Genomic DNA, 22,797 nt, shown 5'->3' with positions numbered 1-22,797 from the left:
CGGGCACTTCCGCGCCCAGGACGCCCGGGACGAACATCCGCAGCGCTTCCCTCCGGTGTCCTCACCGATTGTCGCCGACACGGTCAGGATGTCTCCTGCCCGACTGTCGCGCCGGAACACCCCCCGACCCGGCCGGGAATGTGTGACGGACGTGACGCGGCGGCGCGCCGGGGGGACCGGGGCGCGGCCGAGCGGCGCCCCGGGCACCCGCCTAGTCGGCCAGCGCCGCATCGAGCGTCTCGTGAACGGTGAAGACGGCCTCCGCCCCGGTGATCTCGAAGACCCGCGCCACCACCGGCAGCATTCCCGCCAGATGGACCCCGCCGCCCGCGGCCTCGGCCTTGAGCCGGGCGCCCAGCAGCACGTTGAGCCCGGTGGAGTCGCAGAACTCCAAACGTGAACAATCCACGACGAGCCGGGAATATCCCTTTTCCAGACAGGCGTCGAGTGGCTCACGCAACAATTCGGCCGTGTGGTGATCCAACTCACCTGCCGGCGTCACGACGGCGCTGGAGCCCTCTTCCCGCACCTCGACAAGAAGCCGGCCCGACTGTGCGCTGCCGACCGTCCCGCGGTCCATGCCGTCTCTCTCCCGAGCGTCGTGAGTCCTGGTTGCACACTCGAACACTACGCCTTCCCCACGATCTCCGACACCCGAACAACCCCCCGAAAAGGGACATTTAGGAATGAACGGCACTTGCGAGGGATACGCGGAAGCGGGTAGGGCTAGTAGGGACAGCTATTCGACACGGCCGGCTACGGAGGCGCCGCACACCGCAGTGCACGTACAGGCATCGGCGGCCATATGCCGAGAACGATGGAGGACACCATGTCACCCCGGCTCGACGCATCGCAGACCCAGAGGGCGACGTCGGCACCCTCTCCGGAACACCCGGACCACGATCCCGCCGGCCACGGCGCGGACCCCGCGGGACTGGAAGGACTTCCGGAGATCCCCCCGTACGACGAGGTGGGGCCGGTGGACGCACGGGCCCTGTCCAAGACGCTCTTCGAGCGCCTGGATTCCCTCGAAGAGGGCACCCACGAGTACTCGTACGTCCGCAACACGCTCGTCGAACTCAACCTGGCCCTGGTCAAGTTCGCCGCCTCCCGCTTCCGCTCCCGCAGCGAGCCGATGGAGGACATCATCCAGGTCGGCACGATCGGCCTGATCAAGGCGATCGACCGCTTCGAGCTGAGCCGTGGCGTCGAGTTCCCCACCTTCGCCATGCCGACCATCATCGGCGAGATCAAGCGCTTCTTCCGCGACACCTCCTGGTCCGTGCGCGTACCGCGCAGGCTGCAGGAACTCCGGCTCGACCTGGCCAAGGCGGGCGACGAACTCGCCCAGCGGCTCGACCGGTCACCCACCGTGGGCGAACTCGCCGAGCGCCTCGGCATCACCAACGACGAGGTCGTCGAGGGCATGGCCGCCTCGAACGCCTACACGGCCAGTTCGCTGGACGCCCAGCCCGAGGAGGACGACTCCGAGGGCGCGCTCGCGGACCGCATCGGCTACGAGGACCACGGTCTGGAGGGCATCGAGTACGTGGAGTCCCTCAAGCCCCTGATCGCCGGCCTCCCGCAGCGCGACCGGCAGATCCTGTCGCTGCGCTTCGTCGCCAACATGACCCAGTCCGAGATCGGCGACGAACTCGGCATCTCGCAGATGCACGTGTCGCGGCTGCTGTCACGGACCCTGGTGCGGCTGCGCAGGGGCCTGACGGTCGAGGAGTGACGGGGTACCTCCCCCACACCCGCGAGGCACCCGAGCGGTCCCGGCACTCCCCCACGCGTCCCCGGTACGCCCACGAGCGGTACCCGGACTCCCGTGCGTGGCCCCGGTGGAAAGCGGTCCGGCCCTGACGGCGCCGGGCCGCTTCTCTCCGCTTCATCCGGTTCGTTCAGCGTTCCTCTGCGTTCCTCTGCGTTCCTCTGCGTTCCTCTGACTTCTTCAGCGTTCCTCCGCGTTCTTCCGCGTGGTTCCGTCCCCCGCACGGAAGTTACCCGCGGAAACCTCGTCTCCCACTCTTTCCCCGGAGGGTCACCCCTGTCACTGTGGGCACCCCAAACTGGCCGGTAGGTCAGGACGGGGTGAGCGACCGCACGGGGGACGAGGAGGCCGAGGGATGGCTCAGGGCGATCCGGCCGGCAAGGACGACGAGACCGCCGAGGGCGGCGGTCCCCACGCGAGGACGCCCGACGCGCGCCTGACCGCACTGCTGCGCGCCGCCACCCCGACCGCGTACCCGGCGCTGCAGGAACTCCGCGCCCGGCACCGCGCGTCCGTCCTCGCCTACGCCCGCCTCTGCGCCGGCGGCGAGTCCGCCGCCCGCCAGCTCGCGGCACAGGCCTTCACCCTCGCGGCCCGGGAGACGGCCCGCGGCAGCGACCCTGCCCTCCCGTGGCGGCACCACCTCCTGCTGCTGACCTCGCGGGTGGCCGCGTCCTGGGCCGCGGACGAGCGCGCGGCCGGCCTCGACGCCGGGCTGCTCCTGGTCCTGAACACGGCGGGCCCCGACGGCCCGGTCCCCCGGATGCTCCCGGCGTTCCGGTCCCTCCCGTCCCGCGCCCAGGGCCTGATCTGGTACGGGCTGGTGGAGCGGGAGCCCGAGGAGCGGACGGCGATGCTGCTCGGCCTCACCGGCGAGGACGTGACGTACGGCACGGAGCAGGCGCTCCAGGCGCTCGGCCAGGCCGGTCTGCGGGCCCGGCTGGCCGCCTCCGACGATCCCGCCTGCGGGGACTTCCGGCGGCTGATCGAGGAGTCGCTGCGGCCGGACAACCCCCGCTTCAGTTCCGACCTCGACGCCCACATGGCGCGCTGCGCGCACTGCACGACGGCGTACGAGGAGCTGTCCGCCCTGCGCGACCACCCGCGCGCGACCCTGGCCGAGGGTCTGCTGCCCTGGGCCGGCACCGCGTACGCGCAGGCCGCCGCCGACCGGCCGGCCTCCCCCGGGCGGGCGCCGTCCGGGCCCTGGCGGCCGTCCAGGTCCTGGCCGCCGTCGCGCCGCCTGGTGCTGGCGTCGGCCGCCCTCGGGGTCGCCCTGGCGCCGCTGCTGCTCCTCCTGCCGTCCTCGGGCGGCTCACCGGCCCAGGACGCGGCGGGCGCGGCCGGCACCCCCGCCCCGCCGTCCGTGACGGTCACGGCCACGGTCCCGGCGTCCCCGTCGGCCGCTCCGTCCCCGTCCCCGTCCGGTCCGTCGGCCACCGCGACCGGCGCGTCCGCCTCCCCGACGGCGTCCGCGTCCCCGACGAGGTCCCCGCGCCCGAAGCCGTCAGCGACGCCCACCCCGCCCGCGCCGCCGGGAGCCGCGTTCGCCCAGGTGGTGAACGTCGCCTCGGGCCTGTGCCTGGACATCCGGGACGGCGACCTGGAGAAGGGCACCGACGTCGTCACGGCCCGCTGCGACTCCTCGTCCACCCAGCGCTGGCGGTTCGACGCCTCCCGCGGCGTGCTCCAGTCGTCCGCCGACAGCGACTTCTGCCTGGACAGCCGGGGCTCCGTCGACAACGGCGTCGGGATCTGGGAGTGCTCCTCGGCGGAGGGCCGGCACGCCCAGAACCTGCGGTTCACCGTGGGCGACGACGGCGTGATCCGCCCGGCCGTCGCCATCGAGACCGGGCTCACCCCGGACGGCGGCGACGGCCTGGCGCTGCTCCCGCTGAACGGGGGCGCGGAGCAGCGGTGGCGGGCCGGGGCGTCCTGACCGCGCCGGACCCGGGCGGGCCGGGGCGCGGACGGGCGGTCAGACCTCGCGTACGCCGCGCCGCCAGACGCCGGTGACCAGGGGCACGCCGGGCCGGTAGGCGAGGTGCACATGGCTGGGCGCGTCCAGGAGGACCAGGTCCGCGCGGGCGCCGACGGTGAGGCGGCCGACGTCCTCGCGGCGCAGGGCCGCGGCGCCGCCCGCGGTGGCCGACCACACGGCCTCGTCCGGGGTCATCCCCATGTCCCGCACGGCGAGCGCGACGCAGAACGGGACGGAGGAGGTGAAGGAGGAGCCCGGGTTGCAGTCGGTGGAGAGGGCGACGGTGACACCCGCGTCCAGCAGGCGGCGGGCGTCCGGCCACTCGGCGCGGGTGGAGAACTCGGCGCCGGGCAGCAGGGTCGCCACGGTGTTCCCGCTCGCGAGCGCGGTCACGTCGGCGTCGGTCAGGTGGGTGCAGTGGTCGGCGCTGGCCGCGTCCAGTTCGACGGCGAGCTGGACGCCGGGACCGTGGGTGAGCTGGTTGGCGTGCACGCGCGGGTGCAGGCCCTTCGCCTTTCCCGCGGTGAGGATCGCGCGGGCCTGGTCCCCGTCGAACGCGCCCTTCTCGCAGAAGACGTCGATCCAGCGGGCGTACGGGGCACAGGCGTCGAGCATCTCGCCGGTCACCAGGGTCACGTACGCGGCCGGGTCGTCGGCGTGGTCGGGGGAGACGATGTGCGCGCCGAGGTAGGTGACCTCGTCGGTGTGGCGGGCCGCGATGCGCAGGGCCCGTGCCTCGTCCTCGACGGTGAGTCCGTAGCCGGACTTCGTCTCGAAGGTCGTGGTGCCCTGGCGCAGTGCCTCGCCGAGGTAGCGCGTGAGGTTGCGCTCCAGGTCCTCGTCGCTCGCGGCGCGGGTCGCGGCGACGGTGGTGCGGATGCCGCCCGCCGTGTAACCGCGGCCGGACATGCGGGCGTTGAACTCCTCGGTGCGGTCACCCGCGAAGACGAGGTGGGAGTGGGAGTCCACGAAGCCGGGGACGACGGCCCGTCCCCCGGCGTCGACCCGGTGGTCGGCGGCGGGGGCCGCGGCCGAGTCGCCGGTCCACACGACGCGGTCGCCGTCGATGACGACGGCCGCGTCGCGGATCAGGCCCAGGGGGGAACCGTCCCCGAGGGCGGGGTCGTTGGTGACCAGGGCGGCGATATCGGTGATGACGGTGCTCATGGCGTCCTTGTCGGTGGTGAGCCTGTGGACGGGTCTCAGGCGCGCAGGGCGGCGACGGCGTCCGCGAGGGCCTTCGGCACGTCGGGTACGAGGGTGTGCGCGCCGTCGCGTACGACGGTCCGGCCGGCCACGACCGTGTGGCGCACGTCGGCGGCCGTCGCGGCGAACACGGCCGACTCCGCGCCGAGCCGGGGCAGCGTGCCCGCCGTGCGGACCGAGTCGAGCGCGACGGTCGTGAAGTCGGCGCGCGCGCCGACCTCCAGCAGGCCCGTGTCGTCCCAGCCCAGGGCCGCGTGACCGTCCGTGGAGGCGGCGCGCAGCAGGGCGGCGGCCGTCCAGTGGCCGCGGGTGCGGGTGCGCAGGCGTTCGTTCAGTTCCATCGCGCGGGCCTCCTCGAGGAGGTCGATGACGGCGTGGCTGTCGGAGCCCAGGGAGAGGGGCGAGCCGGCGCGCTGCAGGGCCGCGGCGGGACCGATGCCGTCGGCGAGGTCGCGTTCGGTGGTGGGGCACATGCAGGTGCCGGTCGAGGAGTCGCCGAGCAGCGCGATGTCCTCGTCGGTGAGGTGGGTGCTGTGGACGCCCGTGGTACGGGGGCCGAGCACGCCGTGGTCGGCGAGCAGCCGGGTGGGGGTGCGGCCGTGGTGCTGCAGGCAGGCGTCGTTCTCCGCGGTCTGCTCGGACAGGTGCACGTGCAGGGGGGCTCGCCGTTCCTCGGCCCAGCGGGCCACCGTCGCCAGCTGTCCGGCGGGCACGGCCCGCACGGAGTGGACGGCCGCGCCGATCCGGGCGTGGTCGCGGTCCTTGAGCAGGGCGGCGCGCTGTGCCCAGGCGTCCGCGCTGCCGTCGGAGAAGCGCAGCTGGTGGCGGTTGGGCGGCTGCCCGAAGCCCGAGGAGACGTATGCCGTCTCGAGCAGGGTGATCCTGATCCCGGCCTCCCGCGCGGCCTCGATCAGTGCCTCGCCCATGGCGTTCGGGTCGGCGTAGGGGGTGCCGCCCGGTGCGTGGTGCAGGTAGTGGAACTCGCCGACGGCCGTGACGCCCGCGAGCGCCATCTCGGCGTACACGGCGCGGGCGAGCGCGTGGTAGGTCTCCGGGGTCAGCCGGTCGGCGACGGAGTACATGGTCTCGCGCCAGGTCCAGAAGGTGCCGGAGCCGACCTGGACGGTGCCGCGCAGGGCCCGGTGGAAGGCGTGCGAGTGGGCGTTGGCGAGCCCGGGAAGGGTGAGTCCGCGCAGGATCTCGGCGCCCGGCGGCGGTGTGCCGACACCGGTGCGCAGAGCGGTGATGCGGCCGTCCGTGCCGTCGGGGGACACGGTCAGGGCGACGCCCGGCTCGACGTGGGTGTCGAGCCAGGCGTGTTCCAGCCAGTACGTCTGCGTCACCTGCAGGCCAGCCCTTCGAGTACGTCGGCGAGTGCGGTCACCCCGGCCACGCAGTCGTCCTCGGCGGCGTACTCGGCCGGGGAGTGCGAGACGCCCGTGGGGTTGCGTACGAACAGCATGGCGGTCGGGACGGTTCCGGAGAGGATTCCGGCGTCGTGTCCGGCGCCCGTCCCGAGCACGGGGACGGTGAGGCCGGTCGCCGCGGTGGTGAGGATGCGGGTGAGTTCGTCGCGCAGGGCGTGCCCGAACTCCACGACGGGGGTGAACGACTCGCGGACGACGTCGAGTTCGACGCCCTGGGCCTCGGCGTAGGCGCGGGCCGCCTTCTCGATGCCCGTGACGACGGTGTCGAGGGTCGGCTGGTCGGCGGCGCGGGAGTCCAGCCAGCCGCGCACCAGGGACGGGATGGCGTTCACGCCGTTCGGCTCGACGGAGATCTTGCCGAAGGTGGCGACGGCGCCGGCGAGCCGGGCCTCGTTCCGGGCGGCGAGCACGGTCTCGGCGTACGGGAGCATCGGGTCACGGCGGTCCACGAGCCGGGTGGTGCCCGCGTGGTTGGCCTCGCCGCGGAAGTCGAAGCGCCAGCGGCCGTGCGGCCAGATGGCGCTGGCGATGCCGATCCGGTCGCCGGACAGGTCGAGCGCCCGGCCCTGTTCGACGTGGAGTTCGACGAAGGCGCCGATGCGGGCGAGGCGTTCCGGGTCCGGTCCGATGGCGTCGGGGTCGTGTCCGGCCCGCTCCATGGCCTGCGGCAGGGTGACGCCGTCGGCGTCCGTGAGGCGGTGCGCCTGTTCGACGGTGAGCTGCCCGGCGGCCAGCCGGGAGCCGACGCAGGCGAGCCCGAACCGCGCGCCCTCCTCGTCGCCGAAGTTGACGATGGCGAGGGGTCGGGTGAACCGGGCCCGCCGGGCGCGCAGTTCGTCGAGGGCGGCGAAGGACGACACGACGCCGAGCGGTCCGTCGAAGGCGCCGCCGTCGGGTACGGAGTCCAGATGGGAGCCGGTGACCACGGCGTCGCCCTCGGCGGGGTCGCCGAGCCAGGCCCACTGGTTGCCGTTGCGGTCCAGTTCGTAGCGGAGCCCGCGGGACTCGGCCTGCGACCGGAACCACGCCCGGCAGTCGGTGTCGGCCCCGGTCCAGGCGAACCGGCGGTATCCACCGCTGTCCGCGTGGCGTCCGACGGGTCGGAGCTCCTTCCACATGGTGTGGAAGGAGTCCGGCCCGGAGCCGGCCGGAGCCGCGGGCACGGCCGGGGGCACGGCCCCCGGCCCGCCGTCGTGCTGGGTCACGCGGACTCGCCCTCCCGCATCGGGACGCGCACGCCGCGCTCGGCGGCGACGGACTCGGCGATGTCGTAGCCCGCGTCGACGTGGCGGATGACGCCCATGCCGGGGTCGTTCGTCAGCACCCGGCGGATCTTCTCGCCCGCGAGCTTCGTGCCGTCGGCGACGGTGACCTGGCCGGCGTGGATGGAGCGGCCCATGCCGACGCCGCCGCCGTGGTGGATGGAGACCCAGGAGGCCCCCGAGGCGACGTTCACCATGGCGTTGAGCAGCGGCCAGTCGGCGATCGCGTCGGACCCGTCGAGCATGGCCTCGGTCTCGCGGTACGGCGAGGCGACGGAACCGCAGTCGAGGTGGTCGCGGCCGATGGCCAGGGGCGCGGCGAGCTCGCCGGAGGCCACCATGTCGTTGAAGCGCTCGCCGGCCTTGTCGCGCTCGCCGTAGCCGAGCCAGCAGATGCGGGCGGGCAGGCCCTGGAAGTGGACGCGCTCGCCGGCCAGCTTGATCCAGCGGTGCAGGGACTCGTTCTCCGGGAAGAGGTCGAGGATCGCCTTGTCGGTCTTGTGGATGTCGGAGGCCTCGCCGGACAGGGCGGCCCAGCGGAAGGGGCCCTTGCCCTCGGAGAAGAGCGGGCGGATGTAGGCGGGGACGAAGCCGGGGAAGGCGAACGCCCGGTCGTATCCGGCGAGTTGTGCCTCGCCGCGGATCGAGTTGCCGTAGTCGAAGACCTCGGCGCCGGCGTCCATGAAGCCGACCATGGCCTCGACGTGCTTCGCCATGGACTCGCGGGCGCGGGTGGTGAAGCCCGCCGGGTCCTTGGCGGCCGCGTCGGCCTTGTCGTCGAAGTCGACGCCGACGGGGAGGTAGGCGAGCGGGTCGTGGGCCGAGGTCTGGTCGGTCACGATGTCGATGGGCGCGCCCTCGGCAAGCATGCGGGGAAGCAGCTCGGCGGCGTTGCCGAGCAGGCCGATGGAGAGCGGCTTGCGCCGGTCGCGGGCCTCGACGGCGAGCTGGAGGGCGTGCTCCAGGGAGTCGGCCCTCACGTCCAGGTAGCGGTGCTCGATGCGGCGCTCGATGGCGCGCGGGTCGACGTCGATGCAGATCGCGACGCCGTCGTTCATGGTCACGGCGAGCGGCTGGGCCCCGCCCATGCCGCCGAGGCCGGCGGTCAGGGTGATCGTCCCGGCGAGGGTGCCGCCGAACTTCTTCGCGGCGACGGCGGCGAAGGTCTCGTAGGTGCCCTGGAGGATGCCCTGCGTGCCGATGTAGATCCAGGAACCCGCCGTCATCTGGCCGTACATGGTGAGGCCGAGCGCCTCCAGGCGCCGGAACTCCTCCCAGTTGGCCCAGTCGCCGACCAGGTTGGAGTTGGCGATGAGGACACGCGGGGCCCACTCGTGGGTCTGCATGACACCGACGGGACGGCCGGACTGGACGAGCATGGTCTCGTCCTGCTTCAGGGTCCGCAGGGTGCGCACCATGGCGTCGAAGGAGCGCCAGTCGCGGGCGGCCTTGCCGGTGCCGCCGTAGACGACGAGCTTGTCGGGGTGCTCGGCGACCTCGGGGTCGAGGTTGTTCTGCAGCATCCGCAGCGCGGCTTCCTGCTGCCATCCCAGGGCACTCAGTTCCGTACCGCGCGGCGCTCGGACGGGGCGGGGTCCTGACATGGTCTGCCTCCTGTGCGGAACTGTTCCGGCTGATGCTGCAGCGAACCGTTGCAGCAGATATTCACATCCTGTCTTCTTGAATAGAGCTAGTCAATAGACGCGTGGCCCAGCGCGGGCGCGCCGCGGATGTTTGGCTGGTACGTATGGGTTCGGACAGGGACACGTCGGGGAATCGGCCGGGCGACGGGACGGGGCGGGACACGGCCGTGTCCCCGGGCGGCGACGGGACGGGCGCAGGCACCGCCGTGGTCCCGGGCGGCGGCGGACCCCCGGCGGGGGACGGCGGGCGCGGGCCGGACTCCGACCGGGTGGCGCGGCGCGACGAAGCGGTCCGGGCCGCCGTCGAACAGGGGCTGCTGGGACCCGGATCCCCCATCATCGCGCTGCTCGACGTCCACGGCATCAGGGCCTCGGCGACGGCACTGCGGGCGGCCTTCGACGCCGTGACGGCCCCCGGCACGCCGGTCCTGCACGCCTTCGCGGTGAAGGCGACCCCGCTCGTGCCCGTCCTGCGGCTGCTGCACGAGCACGGCATCGGCGCCGAGGTGGCCAGCCCCGGAGAGCTGGCCCTCGCCCGCGCGGCCGGAGTACCGCTGTCCCGCACCGTGCTCGACTCCCCGGCCAAGACGACCGCCGAACTGCGCGAGGCGCTGGCTCTGGGCATCGCCGTCAACGCGGACAACCCCCAGGAGCTGGCGCGCCTCGACGCCCTGGTCGGGACCGCCACCCCCGCCTCCCCTCTCGGAATCCGGGTGAACCCGCAGGTCGGCGGGGGGTCCATCGAGGCCCTCTCGACCGCGACGGCGACCTCGAAGTTCGGCGTCGCCCTGTGCGACGACGGCGCCCGGGAGTGGATCCTGCGGGCGTACGCCGACCGGCCCTGGCTGACCCGGCTGCACGCGCACACCGGCTCGCAGGGCATCCCGCTCTCACTGATGGCGGAGGGCGTCGCCCGGACGTACGCGCTCGCCGAGGAGATCAACCGGCACGTCGGACGCCGTCAGGTCGACACCCTCGACATCGGCGGCGGACTGCCGGTGAACTTCGCCTCCGACGCCACGGCCCCGACCTACGCGCAGTACGCGCGCCTGCTCGCCGAGGCGGTGCCGGGGCTCTTCGACGGGCGGTACGGGCTGGTCACCGAGTTCGGGCGGTCTCTGCTGGCCAAGCACGGCACCGTCGTCGCGCGGGTCGAGTACGCGAAGTCCGCCGGCGGCCGCCCCGTCGCGATCACCCACGCCGGGGTCCAGATCGCCGCCCGCACCGTGTACGCGCCCGCCTCCTGGCCGCTGCGCATCGCCGCGTACGACGCGCAGGGGCGGCCCAAGCGGGGACCCGCCGTGGTCCAGGACGTCGCGGGCCCGGCCTGCTTCGCGGGCGACCTGCTCGCCGAGGGACTCGCGCTGCCCCTGCTCGAACAGGGTGACTACGCGGCCGCGCTGGACACGGGCGCGTACTACTTCGCGCACCACTACGCGTACAACTCCCTGGCCCGCCCCGGCATCCACGGCTACGCGCCGGCCGGGGAAGGCGACCGGGACGGCGACCGGGACACCGACGGACCCCGGAACCGGGCGGTGCGCTTCGCGGTCGTACGGGAACCGCAGACCCTCGCCGAGATCGTCGCGGAGTCGGGCGGGGCGCACCCGCACGCGCTCTCCGGGCTGTAGCCCCGGCCGCCGGGCGGCGAACAGCGCGCGGGGGCCGGCCGCACGCCCTGGCGGGCTCGCGGGCGCCCCCCGGCGGGCGTTTCGAACGACCCCCGCTCCACCGGAAAATGTGGTCAGTCGACCGAGCTTAGTCACCACCGGGCATGTTCCACAGGAAAATGCCATTTCCATCACTCGCCACGCACACGTTGCGTAACTTCGTCGTCACTCGGCCGAACCCTTTGGCGGGAGGGGATAAACGGTGCCCGGAATCGACGAGTGCCTACTGGAAGCCATGCGACTGCCCGGTGCCCGGGGTGCGGCGGTGGTCGACTGGACCAGCGGGCTGGCCCTGGGCACGGTCGGGGACGCGCCGGGCGGTGACCACGAGACGACCGCGGCCGAGGCCGCCGAGCTCGCGCGGCTCGCAGCCGAGCACAAGGCGTTCGCCCCGGCCGACGGTTCCGACTGGTCCGAGCAGGAGACACCGGTCGAGGACCTGATCGTCAGCAACCGCGACAGCTACCACCTGCTGCGGTTCGTCAGGACCACCTTCGACAGCAGCGTCTTCCTGCACCTCTGGCTGGACCGGACGGACGGCAATCTGGCCCTGGCCAGGATCAGGCTGGGCGAGATGGCGGGACGGCTGGTGCTGGGATGACCACGGTCAGAACGCCGCCTCCGCTCGACCTTCCGGTGCGCGACAAGGAGACGGGCTCCGTCAACGGCGTCTCGCCGATGCTCAGTCGCCTGGCCGCCGAGCGCGCCACCGGCGTGCTGGTGCGCGAGCGCGGGGTGCTCTACCTCTGCGACGGAGACGTCGTGCACGCCGAGAGCCCCGCCACGCCCTCGCTCGACGTGCTGCTCACCGCACGCGGAGTGGTGGCGGCGGAGGCCTGGCGGGAGGCGGTCGCCGAGGCCGGCGCGCGACGCCGGGTCGGCCGGTTCCTGGTGGAACGCGGCCGGATCGCCGAGGGCGCGCTCGAACTGTGCCACCTCGGGGCGCTGTACGACGCGGCCTACTTCGTGCTGGGGCCGAGCAGCACCCCGGCCCGGTTCCGGTACGGGGCCGCGCACTGGCTCGGTCCGGTACGTCCCGTACCGGTGGCCGCCCTGGAACGCGAGACGGTGCGCCGGCGTGAGCTGCTGCACCGCGTCTGGCCCGAGGCCGCGACGGACACCGCCCCGCTGGTGCGCTCCCGGCGCTCCTGCGAGCCGTCGGTCCCGCTCCGGCAGTGGGCCGTCCTCGGCCGGGTGGACGGTCTGCGCACGGCCTCGGACATCTCGCTCGCCCTGGGACGGCCGGCCTTCCACACCCTGGTCGACGTCCGCCGGCTGGCCGCCGCCGGGGTCGTGACGGCGGCGACCCCGCCGGAACGGGCCCCGGTGCCCACTGTGCTCACCCAGTCCTCCGCCGATCCCGACGTCGCCCTGCTGCGCCGGCTGCGAGACGCGCTGGAGGCGCTGTGACCCCGGAACGACGGGAGGCCCTGTGATCCGCGCGCTGCGACAGCGTGCCGAGAGGAGACTGCTGATGGCGGCGGAACCCGAAGTCCTCGACGAACTGCACCGGTTGAGGGCCCGCGTGCCCCAACTGACCGGTGCTCTGGCGGCCAGCGTCGACGGTCTCGTGCTCGCCCACGACACACCCGGAGTGGAACCCGAGGGTGTGGCCGCGCTCACCGCGGCCGCGCTGGGGGTCGCCATGCGGATGGCGGACGCCACCGGGCAGGGCGACTTCCGCGAACTGCTGGTGCGCGGCGTCCAGGGCTATGTGGCGACGTACGCGGCGGGCAGCTCCGCCGTCCTGACCCTGCTGGCCCAGGACCGGGTCAACGTCGGCCGGCTGCATCTGGAGGGCCGGCGCTCCGGCTCCCGGATCGGCGAACTCGTGGAGGCCGCGACGGCGCGCGGCGAGCCGGTCCACCCGGCGAGGGCCCCCACGCGGACCGCTCCGCTCCCCACCCGCCCGCGTCCGACGCGCGCCGCGCCCCGTACACCGACCGCTCCTACACCCAACACCCCACGCACATCGGAAAGCTGAGAGGGAGAACCACACCATGACGAACACCGAAACCGCACTGAAAGAGGCGCTGGCGTCCATCGAGGGCGCGACCGGAGCGGCTCTCGTCGACTACACCAGCGGCATGGCGCTGGGCACGATCGGCGGCAGCAAGGGCTTCGACCTCACCGTCGCGGCGGCGGGCAACACCGACGTCGTCCGCGCCAAGCTGCGCACCATGGAGCACCTCGGCCTGAAGGGCGAGATCGAGGACATCCTGATCACGCTCTCCGACCAGTACCACCTGATCCGGCTGATGAAGGGACGTGGCGGCAACGGGCTGTTCCTCTACCTGGTGCTCGACGCGAAGCGGGCCAACCTGGCGATGGCCAGGCACCAGCTGAAGAGGATCGAGGCGGACCTCGAGGTGTAACCGGCCGGGCCGGTCACCGGTCAGCGACGTCGCGTTCCTCCGGGCGCGGCGTCGCCGGCCGCCACTCCGGTGGCCCGGCAGGCCTTGACCGACTTGCCCGCGGGGGCGCCGGAGCCCCGGCCGAGCCAGTCGACCCGTACCCAGATCAGCGCCTCCTCGGCCTGTTCGCGGCGCCCGAGCCAGCCGGCCTTCAGCCGCAGTCCCACTCCCACGCCGGCCACCAGCATGCCGCCGGCGGCGGGCACGGCGAAGGAGCTGCCCAGCGCGGCCACGAAGGCGAGCAGCAGCCACCAGCGGTGGCCGCGCCGCCAGTTGCGTATCGTCACGGCCCGGTCCTGCAGCACGTCGTGCTTGCCCGCCCGGGCCGCGGAGCGGACCAGCGCGGCATACCGCTTCCTGCGGGCGCGGGCGGCAGCGGCGGCGGCCAGGACGAACAGCGCGGCGCCGGCCAGGACGCCGATACGACGCCCGGTCAGGCCCGGCACCAGCACACCGATGCCGGCCGCGAACACTCCGCACCACCACAGCGGCGCCGCCCCGGCCCTCACGACGACGGCCACCCGAGCCAGTCCCTGCCCTCCGTGCGCCACCTTCCGCCTCCCTTTCGTCCGCCGTCCGCGTCTTCGCGCGGGCACGCTAGCGAGCGAAGGTGAGACGAGTCTGAGAAGCGCGGCCGCCCGCCTTCGGCCCCCGGGGGGGGGCCGCGCACCCCGAACCCCCGCACCGCCCGGCGCAATCGCCCTCCGTCGGAGACGCGCGGACGCGTCCGCAGACGGACCGCTCCCGGGAGGCGGGCCCGGCGCGACGGCCGCCCCGGCGCGACCACGGGACCCGTTCGACGGCTACTCGACGAACAGCCCCCGGGCCGAAGCCCGGGTGTCGAACTCCTCCAGCCGCGCCTGGGCGTCCGGCAGGTCGTCGCACATCGCCTCCAGCAGGACCCGCCCGAGCAGCATGGGGGCACAGGCCGTGTCGAAGGCGAGACCGGTGCCGACGGCGGCGGGCAGCAGCAGGTCCGACACCTTGGCCACCGGCGCGAAGGCGGAGTCCGCGACCGTGACGACCGTCAGACCCGCCTCCTTCGCGTAGCCGAGGGAGTCCACGACCTCGCGCGGGTGGCGGGGCAGCGCGAAACAGAGCAGGGCGGTCGCCCCGGCGCGCACGGCCGCGTCGACGCGGTCGTGCAGCATGGTGCCGCCCTCGTGCAGCAGCCGCACGTCGGGGTGGACCTTGGCGGCGAAGTACGCGAAGCCGTACGCCTGGGATGCCGCGGCCCGCAGCCCGAGCACCTGGAGCGGGCGGGAGGCCGCCAGCAGCCGCCCCGCCCGCTGCACCGGACGCGGGTCGGCGAGCACCGCGGCGAGGTGCTTCAGGTTCTCGATCTCCGCCTCGACGGCCTGCTGGTACTCGTTGTACGAGCCCGGGGCGGCCGACCGTTCGGCGGGGGCGACCTCCCGCAGGTGCCGGCGCAGTGCCGGGTAGCCGTCGAAGCCGAGCGCGACCGCGAAGCGCGTCACCGACGGCTGGCTGACGCCCGCGAGTTCGGCGAGTTCGACGCTCGACAGGAAGGGCACGTCGGCCGCGCGCCGCACCATGCTGTGCGCGATGCGCCGTTGGGTCGGTGTCAGCCGGTGCCCCTCGAAGAGCGCCTGAAGGCGCCCGGCCGGGCTGTCCGTCACACTCGTGTCCCTGTCCACGCTCATGATCCGCTCCCCCTCCAGATGTCCGTGAACCGGTCGAGCAGCGCGGCGGCCGCCGTCACGTCGTCGGTGAGCGGCCGGTCGGCCTGGTCGGGCCCGAGCACCGACTCGGCCAGTTCCAGCGCCCGTCCGACCGGCAGCTCCGGGTCGGGCCGCAGGTCGCGCTGGCGCAGCGCCCTTACGGCGGCGACCAGTTCACAGCCGACGACGAGACGGTAGGCACCGCACGCCCGCAGTGTCTGCCGTGCGGCGAGCGAGGCGAAACTCGCCTGTTCCTCGACGCCCCGGGAGAGTACAGCGTGCCCGAGCGAGGCGGGTGCGGAGAAGGCCCGCAGGTCACCGAGGGCCGCACCGGCGGCGTACTCCAGGATCATCACACCGGAGGACGCGGGTTCGGGGTCGGCGAGGAAGGGGCGCAGCCGGGTGTAGGCGGGTTCGTTGAGGGTGGAGAGCCGTGAGGTGGACAGGCGGGCCACCTGGGTGACGGCCAGCCTGAAGTGGTCCAGGGCGAGCGCGAGTTGGGCCTGGTAGAAGCCGCCGTGGTGATAGGCGGCCATGTCCTCGGCGGAGATCAGGGGGTTCTCGGCGGCCGCGTTGATCTCGACCCCGAGGACCTCGTCGAGCGCGTCCGCGGCGTCGTGCGCGGGCCCGTGGATCTGCGGGAGGCACCGGAAGCCGTACGGGTCCTGGATGCGTCCGAGCGGCGGGGTGGGCCGGTCGGCGGCGCCGATCAGTTCCCGCATCCGCCGGGCGACCTCGCCGGAGCCCCGGTGCGGTCGCGCGGCGTGCACGGGGGCGGCGTACGCCTCGTACGAACCGTCCACGGCCACCAGTGACAGCGCTGCGACGACCTGGGTGGCCGCGATCAGTCCGCGCAGCTCGTGCAGGGCGAGGGCGGACTGGCCGAGGGTGAGCGCGTTGCTGCTGATCAGCGCGAGGGCGTCGTTGTTGTCGAGGGGCTGCGGCTTCGGGGCGTCGGTTCCCCTCCACCGGTGCTCGCCCACGAGGGCCAGTCCGAGCTGGGCCAGCGCCGCGATGTCTCCGGTGCCGACCGATCCGAACTCGTTCACGACGGGGTACGCCCCGGTCTCCAGCGCCTCGCACAGCGCGGTGACGACGGTGGGCCGCAGCCCCGCCCCGCCCGCCAGCAACTGGTTGGCGCGGACGGCGAGCATGGCCCGTACCTGCCGGGCGGGGAGCTCCTCGCCGATCGCCCCGGCGTGGCTGCGCAGCAGCCGCAGGCCGTGCTCGGCGGCGGCCTCGGTCGGCACGTCCTCGTTCCGGTTGGCGCCGACGCCGGTGGAGCGGCCGTAGACCCTGCCGGTCGCCGCGATCTGCCGGGCGGCGTCCCAGGACGCTTCGACGCGCTTCATCGCCTCGGTGCCGGGGACCGGGCGGGCGGTGCCGTCGGCGAGCCGGACGATGTCCGCGACGCCGGTGCCGCACCCGTCCAGGACCACGAGCCCGGCCGTGACCGGTGCGTCCACGACGCCGAACGTGTCCACATTCCGAGACGACATAGAGCCCGAACTCCCCTCAATCCCGACATTGAATCTTGCCTGGCGGCCACAAGTAACCAGCGATTAACGCCGGACCGTTGACAACCTATTCAGATACAGAGAACTCTGCATGACGATATGCAGACCGGGCAAGGGACACCTCATGATCCAGTTCGACACGGTCCACAAGCGCTTCCCCAACGGCACCACCGCAGTCCACGACCTCTCTCTGGAAATGCCGGAAGGCGGCGTGACCGTCCTCGTCGGATCCTCCGGTTGCGGTAAGACCACCACCCTGAGGATGATCAACCGGATGGTCGATCCCACCTCCGGCACCATCCGCGTCGGGGGCAAGGACGTCCTGGAACGGGACGCCGCCGAACTGCGCCGCTCCATCGGCTACGTCATCCAGCAGTCCGGCCTCTTCCCGCACCGCACGGTGCTCGACAACATCGCGACCGTGCCGCTGCTGCTGGGCTGGGGCCGCCGGAAGGCCCGCGCCCGGGCGGCCGAGCTCCTGGAGACGGTCGGTCTGGCCGCCGACGCCGGCAAGCGCTACCCGCACCAGCTCTCCGGCGGCCAGCAGCAGCGCGTCGGCGTGGCCCGCGCACTCGCCGCCGACCCGCCCGTCCTGCTCATGGACGAACCCTTCGGCGCGGTCGACCCGGTGGTGCGCACCCAGCTACAGGACGAACTGCTGCGGCTGCAGAAGGAGTTGAACAAGACCATCGTCTTCGTCACGCACGACGTCGACGAGGCCGTCCGGCTCGGCGACCAGATCGCGATCTTCCGGACCGGCGGACATCTGGTGCAGTGCGCGAGCCCCGCCGAACTGCTCGCCCGCCCGGCGGACGACTTCGTCGCCGACTTCCTGGGCGCCGAGCGCGGTCTGAAGCTCCTCTCGCTGGCGAACCTCGCCGACGTGCCACAGGGCCCGGCCCCCGAGGGCGGCGCCTGGACCCTCGCCCTCGACGCGGACCGCCACCCGCTGAGCTGGCGCTCCGCCTCCGGCGACACCACCTTCCCCGTACGGCCGCTGCGCGACGGCGACTCCCTGCTCGCCGCCCTGAACGAGTCGATCGCCTCGCCGGCCGGCCTGGTGGCACGTGTCGACGCGCAGGGCGCGCTGACCGGCGTCACCTCCCGGGACGACATCCACGAGCACGCCGCCAGGGCCCACGGCACCGCGGGCGTCGCCATATGACCATCGACTGGTCCTGGCTGGGCGACCACACCGACGACCTGACCTCCCTCACCCTCTCCCATCTGCAGGCCGCGCTCTCCGCGGTCCTCCTCGGCCTGGTGATCTCCCTCCCGCTGGCGGTCCTGGCCCACCGGGTGCGCGCCCTCCGCGGGGCGCTCCTCGGCCTCTCGAACGTCCTCTTCACGATCCCCTCGATCGCGATCTTCGTCCTCCTCCTCCCGGTGAGCGGTCTGACCCGCACCACCACGGTGATCGGCCTGACGATCTACTCCCTCGTCGTCCTGCTGCGGAACACCGTCGAGGGTCTCGACTCGGTCCCCGTGAAGACGAAGGAGGCCGCGAAGGCCATGGGCACCCGCCCGCTGCGCACCCTCCTCACCGTCGAGCTCCCGCTCGCCCTGCCGGTGATCATGGCGGGGGTCCGCATCGCGACGGTGATGTCGATCTCCCTCGTCTCCGTCGCCACGTACATCGGCGACGGCGGACTCGGCCAGCTCTTCACCGACGGATTCCAGCGCAACTTCCCGACGCCGGTGATCGTCGGCGTCGTACTGACCCTGCTGCTGGCCCTGGTCGCGGACGCGCTGCTGGTCGCGGTCCAGTACGTACTCACCCCCTGGACGAGGCGGCGAGCCTGACATGTACGAACTCTTCGAGAACCTCGCCAAGTGGCTGGTCAGCGGCGACCAGTGGGCCGGCTCCGACGGCATCGCGCACCGGATCGCCGAACACCTGGAGTACTCGCTGTTCGCGACGCTCATCGCGGCCGCGATCGCACTGCCGGTCGGCCTGCTGATCGGTCACACCGGCCGGGGCGCGTTCCTCGCCATCAACCTGTCCTCCTTCGGCCGCGCGCTGCCCACCGTGGGCCTGGTCGTCCTGGTCTTCCTGATCAGCGGCCTGTCGCTGTGGTCGGTGTACGTCGCCCTGGTCGTCCTCGCGGTCCCGGCCATCGTCACCAACACCTACGCGGGCATGACCGCCGTCGACCCGGAGGTCAAGGACGCGGCCCGCGGCCAGGGCATGCGCGGCCACCAGGTCCTCTTCCAGGTGGAGATCCCGCTCGCCCTCCCCCTGATCATGACGGGCCTGCGCCTCTCCCTCATCCAGGTGGTGTCCACCGCCACCATCGCCGCGTACGTCAGCTTCGGCGGCCTGGGCCGGTACGTCTTCGACGGCCTGGCGCAGCGCGACCTCGTCCAGGTCCTCGGCGGCGCCGTCCTGGTGGCGGTCGTCGCGGTCGTCCTCGATCTCGCGCTGGCCGGACTCCAGCGCTACCTCTTCCGTCATCTCCGTACCGCCGCCGCCCACTGAGGAGCCGAAGAACCATGAACCGTAGGACTCTGCTCGGAGGCCTCTTCGCCGCGGCCTCCGTCCCCGCCCTGGCCGCCTGCGGCGGCGGCATCACCTCCCTCGACGACTCGGGCGGCGGCAGCGGCGGCGGCTCCGGATCCAGCGCCGGCGGCCTGACCATCGGCACCGCCAACTTCACCGAGAACCAGATCCTCGGCTACCTGTACGCGGGCGTGCTGTCGGCCGGGGGCATCAGGACGAAGGTCCGCCCCAACCTCGGCTCGCGCGAGATCGTCGTGCCCGCGCTGGAGGGCGGCGACATCGACCTGCTCCCCGAGTACCAGGGCAGCCTGCTCCTCTACCTGGACCAGAAGGCCACGGACACCGAGGCCGGCGCCATGCAGAACACCCTGACGACCGTGCTGCCCGCCGGTCTGGAAGTCCTGCCGTACGCGGCGGCCGAGGACCGCGACAGCTTCGCCGTCACCCGGGAGACGGCCGACAAGTACGGTCTGAAGAGCCTCGCCGACCTGCGCAGGGCCAACGGGAAGCTGGTCCTGGGCGCCGCGGCCGAGATGAAGAAGCGGGTCGTCGGCGCGGTGGGCCTCAAGGACCGGTACGGCGTGGAGTTCAAGGAGTTCAAGTCCCTCGACTCCTCGGGGCCGTTGGTCAAGGGCGCCCTGAAGAAGGGGGACATCGACGTCGCCAACGTCTTCACCACGGACGTGGACGTCATCGAGAACGGCTGGGTCGTCCTCACCGACCCGCTGAACCTCATCCCCTCCCAGCACATCGTCCCGCTCATCGCCTCCCGCAAGGCCGACGCGAAGGTGCGCAAGGCACTGGCCTCCCTCGGCAACGTGCTCACCGCCGAGGAGCTGACCGGGCTCAACCGCCTGGTGGACAAGGAGAGGAAGGACCCGGACGAGGTCGCGGACGCGTGGCTGAAATCCAAGAACCTGACGTGACCGGCCTTGCCCTCGCCCGAAGGGCTCGGGCGGGGGTCCAGGGGGCGCAGCGCCCCTGGCGGGGGGGTCCGGGGGCGGAGCCCCCGGGGATGGGACGGGTAAGGGCGGCGGGGGCGCGAACACCCCGGGGGACTACACCCGTACCGCCGACCCCCGTTCACTCATCCGAGGCGCACACAGAATCCTCTTCCTCCGCACCCGCTTCCCCTCGATCGCCGCGACCGTCAACCGCGCGGCCTCCGCGGCGATCTCCGGCAGCCCCCAGTCCACCGTGGTCAGCGGCGGAGCCAGCACCCGCGAGACGGGATGGTCGTCGAACCCGACGACGGACACGTCGCGCCCGACCACGAGCGACGCCTCCGCCGCCGCCGCGTACACCCCGTAGGCCAGCGAGTCCGAGAAGCAGAACACCGCGGTCGCGGGCCGGGGCCCGTCCAGCAGCCGCCGCGCCACCACCGTCGCCTCCCCCAACTCCTGCGGACACGGCACCAGTTCGGTTCGCAGTCCGAGCCGCTCGGCGGCCTCGCCCACATACACGTCGGCGGGCCGGTCCGGCGTGCTCGGCCGGGTCGGGGTCAGCACCGTCACCCGGCGGTGCCCGAGGCCGTGCAGATACTCGAGCACCGCGTCGATGCCGGCCCGGTTGTCGAAGATGACCTGCCCCGCCGTACGGGCCGCGCTGAGCGAGTCCCCGACGGCCACCACCGGCAGGGCGTCGGCGATCGCCGCCCACCCCTCCGCCGAGGGATCCACCGGCGACACCAGCAGCGCGTCCACCCGCTGGTCGCGCAACTGCTTGGCGAGGACCAGCTCCCGCGCGGGATCGCCGCCCGCGTCCAGGATCAGCGCGTACCGGTCGCCGGCCAGCAGTTCCCGGCCGATCGCCGCCATCAACTGCTGCTGCCACAGGTCCTGGAGGTCCCCCGCGAGGACGCCGACCATGCTGGTGCGGCCGCTGGCCAGCGCGCGGGCGATGGGATCCGCCTCGTAACCGAGTTCGGCCGCGGCCTTGCGCACCCGCTCCTCGGTCTCCTTCGAGACGTGCTTGCCGCGCAGGGCGTACGAGACGGCGGCGGTGGAGAGGCCCGTGGCCTCGGCCACCTCCCGGAGGGTGGTGCGCTTATTGGGCCTGGCCATGCCCGGCAGCCTACCGGGAGGCGTCCACGGGAGGGGCGCATGCTTGACACGACACCTTGTTAACCGTTTAAGTTAAACGCATAAGTGAAGCGGTTAACCTGACGAGAACCCGCCCCGTCCACCCCTTCTCCCCTCCCTTCCGGAGGACTCCTCCAAGGACCGCCGCGTGCCCACCGACGTCCACCAGCACCTCTGGCCACCCGCGTTCATCGAGCTGCTGCGCGCCCGCACCGCGCCCCCGCGCCTCGACGGCTGGACCCTGCATCTGACGGGCGAGCCGCCGTACGAGGTCGACCCCGCCGACCACGACCCCGCCGCCCGGGCCGCGCTCGCCCGCGCCGACGGCCTCGACCTGGCCCTGGTCTCGCTGTCCAGCCCCCTCGGCATCGAGTTCCTGCCGCCGGCCGAGGCCACGCCCCTGCTCGCCGCCTTCCACGACGGCGCGCTCGCACTCCCCGCGCCCTTCCGCGTCTGGGCCTCCCCCTGTCTGTCCGCACCGGACCCAGAGGCGGTCGAACGGGAGCTGCGCCGCGGCTGCGTGGGCCTCCAGCTCCCCGCCACCGCCCTGCTCGACGCGGCCGGCTGGGAGCGCAACGCGCCGCTCCTCGACGTCCTCACCCGCGCGGACAGACCCCTGTTCGTACATCCGGGCGCCGCGCCACCGACCCCGCACGCCCCGCCCTGGTGGCCGGCGCTGGTGCCCTACCTCCACCAGCTGCACGCGTCCTGGTTCGCCTTCCGCGCCTCCGGCCGCGCCCGCCACCCCCGGCTGCGCGTCTGCTTCGCGGCCCTCGCCGGACTGGCCCCGCTGCACGGCGAGCGGCTCGCGGCCCGCGGCGGCGGGCGGGGCGAGATCGACTTCGACGTGTTCTACGAGACCTCCTCCTACGGAACCCGCGCCGTGGACGCGCTCGTCCGCGCCGTGGGCGTCGACGTGGTCGTCAGCGGCAGCGACCGCCCCTACGCGACCCCCGTCGTCCCCGACCTCGGCGCGGACGCCGCCGTCCACGCCCTGCGCACCGCCAACCCCGACCGCATGCTGAAGGGAGCCACCCGATGACGTACCAGGCCCTGCCGGACCGCACGCTCGACAAGCGCGAACTCCAGGCCCTCGTCGACGACCTCGCCGCCCGCCCCGACCGCTGGCGCGAACAGGTCGCGTTCTCCGACGACGAGCGGCACTACGCCTCGCTGTACCGCGACGAGTACGTGGACGTCTGGCTGCTGTGCTGGACCCGGCAGAACGACACGGGCTGGCACGACCACGACATCTCCTCCGGCGCCGTCGCCGTCGTCCAGGGCGCGCTGAACGAGACCAACCCGCGGATAGGCGGCAGCCATCTGTCGGTCACCGTCGGCGCCGGCGAGTCCTTCTGCTTCGGCCCCGAGCACATCCACCGCCTCACCGGCGCCACCGACGACGCGGTCTCGCTGCACGCCTACTCGCCGCCGCTGTGGCGGCTGGGCCAGTACGACATCACCGAGGACGGCCTGATGCGCCGGATCTCCGTCTCGTACGCGGACGAACTGCGGCCGCTGGACCTTCCCGCCGCGTGAGCGCCGTACCGCCCGAACCGCCCGGCGCCGGTATTACGGGGGTGCGGCCCCGCCCCAAGAGGGGGGCTAACCCCAGTGCCACGGCGGTTCCCGCTCCCTAC

Annotated in this window: 22 protein-coding genes; 13 read left to right on the top strand and 9 right to left on the bottom strand. The window is 73.2% G+C overall.

Annotation, left to right across the window (positions count from 1 at the left end; all coding sequences use genetic code 11):
• Positions 1-211: 211 nt before the first annotated feature.
• On the bottom strand, positions 212-580 hold the full coding sequence (locus tag OG776_RS24945) for an STAS domain-containing protein (protein ID WP_148008740.1): 369 nt from the start codon (positions 578-580) through the stop codon (positions 212-214).
• Between the two features lie 237 nt (positions 581-817).
• On the opposite strand from OG776_RS24945, the gene OG776_RS24940 reads away from it, so the two are divergent.
• Both OG776_RS24940 and OG776_RS24935 read left to right on the top strand, forming a co-directional pair.
• Entirely contained in the window at positions 818-1,738 is a 921-nt protein-coding gene (locus OG776_RS24940; protein ID WP_187285577.1) for an RNA polymerase sigma factor SigF, read from the top strand.
• A gap of 391 nt (positions 1,739-2,129) precedes the next feature.
• A complete protein-coding gene (locus tag OG776_RS24935) occupies positions 2,130-3,713 on the top strand; it encodes an RICIN domain-containing protein (protein WP_329322552.1) in 1,584 nt (527 codons plus the stop codon).
• 39 nt (positions 3,714-3,752) lie between these two features.
• On the opposite strand, the gene hutI is transcribed toward OG776_RS24935, so the two are convergent.
• From hutI to hutU, 4 genes are all read right to left on the bottom strand, one after another.
• Entirely contained in the window at positions 3,753-4,922 is a 1,170-nt protein-coding gene (hutI, locus tag OG776_RS24930; protein ID WP_148008742.1) for an imidazolonepropionase, read from the bottom strand.
• Positions 4,923-4,957: 35 nt separating this feature from the next.
• Entirely contained in the window at positions 4,958-6,304 is a 1,347-nt protein-coding gene (locus OG776_RS24925) for a formimidoylglutamate deiminase (RefSeq protein WP_261994486.1), read from the bottom strand.
• On the bottom strand, positions 6,301-7,506 hold the full coding sequence (locus tag OG776_RS24920; RefSeq protein ID WP_148009431.1) for an allantoate amidohydrolase: 1,206 nt from the start codon (positions 7,504-7,506) through the stop codon (positions 6,301-6,303). Before OG776_RS24920 ends, OG776_RS24925 begins: the two co-directional genes overlap by 4 nt.
• Before the next feature lie 83 nt (positions 7,507-7,589).
• Complete coding sequence (gene hutU / locus OG776_RS24915; protein WP_148008744.1) at positions 7,590-9,254, bottom strand: urocanate hydratase; 1,665 nt, start codon at positions 9,252-9,254, stop codon at positions 7,590-7,592.
• A gap of 143 nt (positions 9,255-9,397) precedes the next feature.
• On the opposite strand from hutU, the gene OG776_RS24910 reads away from it, so the two are divergent.
• From OG776_RS24910 to OG776_RS24890, 5 genes are all read left to right on the top strand, one after another.
• Positions 9,398-10,924: a diaminopimelate decarboxylase gene (locus OG776_RS24910; RefSeq protein ID WP_148008745.1), complete on the top strand. Its 1,527-nt coding sequence runs from the start codon at positions 9,398-9,400 to the stop codon at positions 10,922-10,924.
• 241 nt (positions 10,925-11,165) lie between these two features.
• Positions 11,166-11,564, top strand: coding sequence for a hypothetical protein (locus OG776_RS24905; RefSeq protein ID WP_148008746.1), 399 nt, complete (start codon positions 11,166-11,168; stop codon positions 11,562-11,564).
• Positions 11,561-12,373, top strand: a complete 813-nt coding sequence (locus tag OG776_RS24900; protein WP_148008747.1) for a transcriptional regulator — start codon at positions 11,561-11,563, stop codon at positions 12,371-12,373. The genes OG776_RS24905 and OG776_RS24900 overlap by 4 nt, the downstream gene beginning before the upstream one ends.
• 64 nt (positions 12,374-12,437) lie before the next feature.
• A complete protein-coding gene (locus OG776_RS24895) occupies positions 12,438-12,947 on the top strand; it encodes a roadblock/LC7 domain-containing protein (RefSeq protein ID WP_148008748.1) in 510 nt (169 codons plus the stop codon).
• A 16-nt stretch (positions 12,948-12,963) separates the two neighbouring features.
• The gene (locus tag OG776_RS24890; RefSeq protein WP_148008749.1) at positions 12,964-13,338 is read left to right on the top strand and encodes a hypothetical protein; all 375 of its coding nucleotides are present in this window, start codon (positions 12,964-12,966) and stop codon (positions 13,336-13,338) included.
• Between the two features lie 20 nt (positions 13,339-13,358).
• On the opposite strand, the gene OG776_RS24885 is transcribed toward OG776_RS24890, so the two are convergent.
• The 3 genes from OG776_RS24885 to OG776_RS24875 form a co-directional block, all read right to left on the bottom strand.
• Positions 13,359-13,928, bottom strand: coding sequence for a hypothetical protein (locus OG776_RS24885; RefSeq protein ID WP_148008750.1), 570 nt, complete (start codon positions 13,926-13,928; stop codon positions 13,359-13,361).
• A 252-nt stretch (positions 13,929-14,180) separates the two neighbouring features.
• Positions 14,181-15,041, bottom strand: coding sequence for a MurR/RpiR family transcriptional regulator (locus OG776_RS24880; protein WP_329322551.1), 861 nt, complete (start codon positions 15,039-15,041; stop codon positions 14,181-14,183).
• A complete protein-coding gene (locus OG776_RS24875; RefSeq protein WP_148008752.1) occupies positions 15,038-16,558 on the bottom strand; it encodes an aromatic amino acid ammonia-lyase in 1,521 nt (506 codons plus the stop codon). Before OG776_RS24875 ends, OG776_RS24880 begins: the two co-directional genes overlap by 4 nt.
• Before the next feature lie 142 nt (positions 16,559-16,700).
• Between OG776_RS24875 and OG776_RS24870 the strand changes: the two genes are divergently transcribed.
• Genes OG776_RS24870 through OG776_RS24855 form a run of 4 tightly spaced genes read left to right on the top strand, consistent with a single transcriptional unit; the run spans position 16,701 to position 20,002 of the window.
• On the top strand, positions 16,701-17,741 hold the full coding sequence (locus OG776_RS24870; RefSeq protein WP_148009432.1) for an ABC transporter ATP-binding protein: 1,041 nt from the start codon (positions 16,701-16,703) through the stop codon (positions 17,739-17,741).
• Positions 17,738-18,379: an ABC transporter permease gene (locus OG776_RS24865; protein ID WP_148008753.1), complete on the top strand. Its 642-nt coding sequence runs from the start codon at positions 17,738-17,740 to the stop codon at positions 18,377-18,379. The genes OG776_RS24870 and OG776_RS24865 overlap by 4 nt, the downstream gene beginning before the upstream one ends.
• A 1-nt stretch (position 18,380) precedes the next feature.
• The gene (locus OG776_RS24860) at positions 18,381-19,055 is read left to right on the top strand and encodes an ABC transporter permease (RefSeq protein ID WP_148008754.1); all 675 of its coding nucleotides are present in this window, start codon (positions 18,381-18,383) and stop codon (positions 19,053-19,055) included.
• A gap of 14 nt (positions 19,056-19,069) precedes the next feature.
• A complete protein-coding gene (locus OG776_RS24855) occupies positions 19,070-20,002 on the top strand; it encodes an ABC transporter substrate-binding protein (protein WP_148008755.1) in 933 nt (310 codons plus the stop codon).
• Positions 20,003-20,134: 132 nt separating this feature from the next.
• On the opposite strand, the gene OG776_RS24850 is transcribed toward OG776_RS24855, so the two are convergent.
• The gene (locus OG776_RS24850; protein ID WP_148008756.1) at positions 20,135-21,139 is read right to left on the bottom strand and encodes a LacI family DNA-binding transcriptional regulator; all 1,005 of its coding nucleotides are present in this window, start codon (positions 21,137-21,139) and stop codon (positions 20,135-20,137) included.
• A gap of 166 nt (positions 21,140-21,305) precedes the next feature.
• Between OG776_RS24850 and OG776_RS24845 the strand changes: the two genes are divergently transcribed.
• Together OG776_RS24845 and OG776_RS24840 are read left to right on the top strand one after the other, a co-directional pair.
• Positions 21,306-22,199, top strand: a complete 894-nt coding sequence (locus tag OG776_RS24845) for an amidohydrolase (RefSeq protein WP_148008757.1) — start codon at positions 21,306-21,308, stop codon at positions 22,197-22,199.
• Positions 22,196-22,696: a cysteine dioxygenase gene (locus OG776_RS24840; protein WP_148008758.1), complete on the top strand. Its 501-nt coding sequence runs from the start codon at positions 22,196-22,198 to the stop codon at positions 22,694-22,696. Before OG776_RS24845 ends, OG776_RS24840 begins: the two co-directional genes overlap by 4 nt.
• The last annotated feature ends 101 nt before the right edge of the window (positions 22,697-22,797 follow it).

The organism is Streptomyces sp. NBC_01689, from assembly GCF_036250675.1.
Lineage (GTDB): Bacteria > Actinomycetota > Actinomycetes > Streptomycetales > Streptomycetaceae > Streptomyces.
This window is presented reverse-complemented; position numbering and strand designations above follow the sequence as displayed.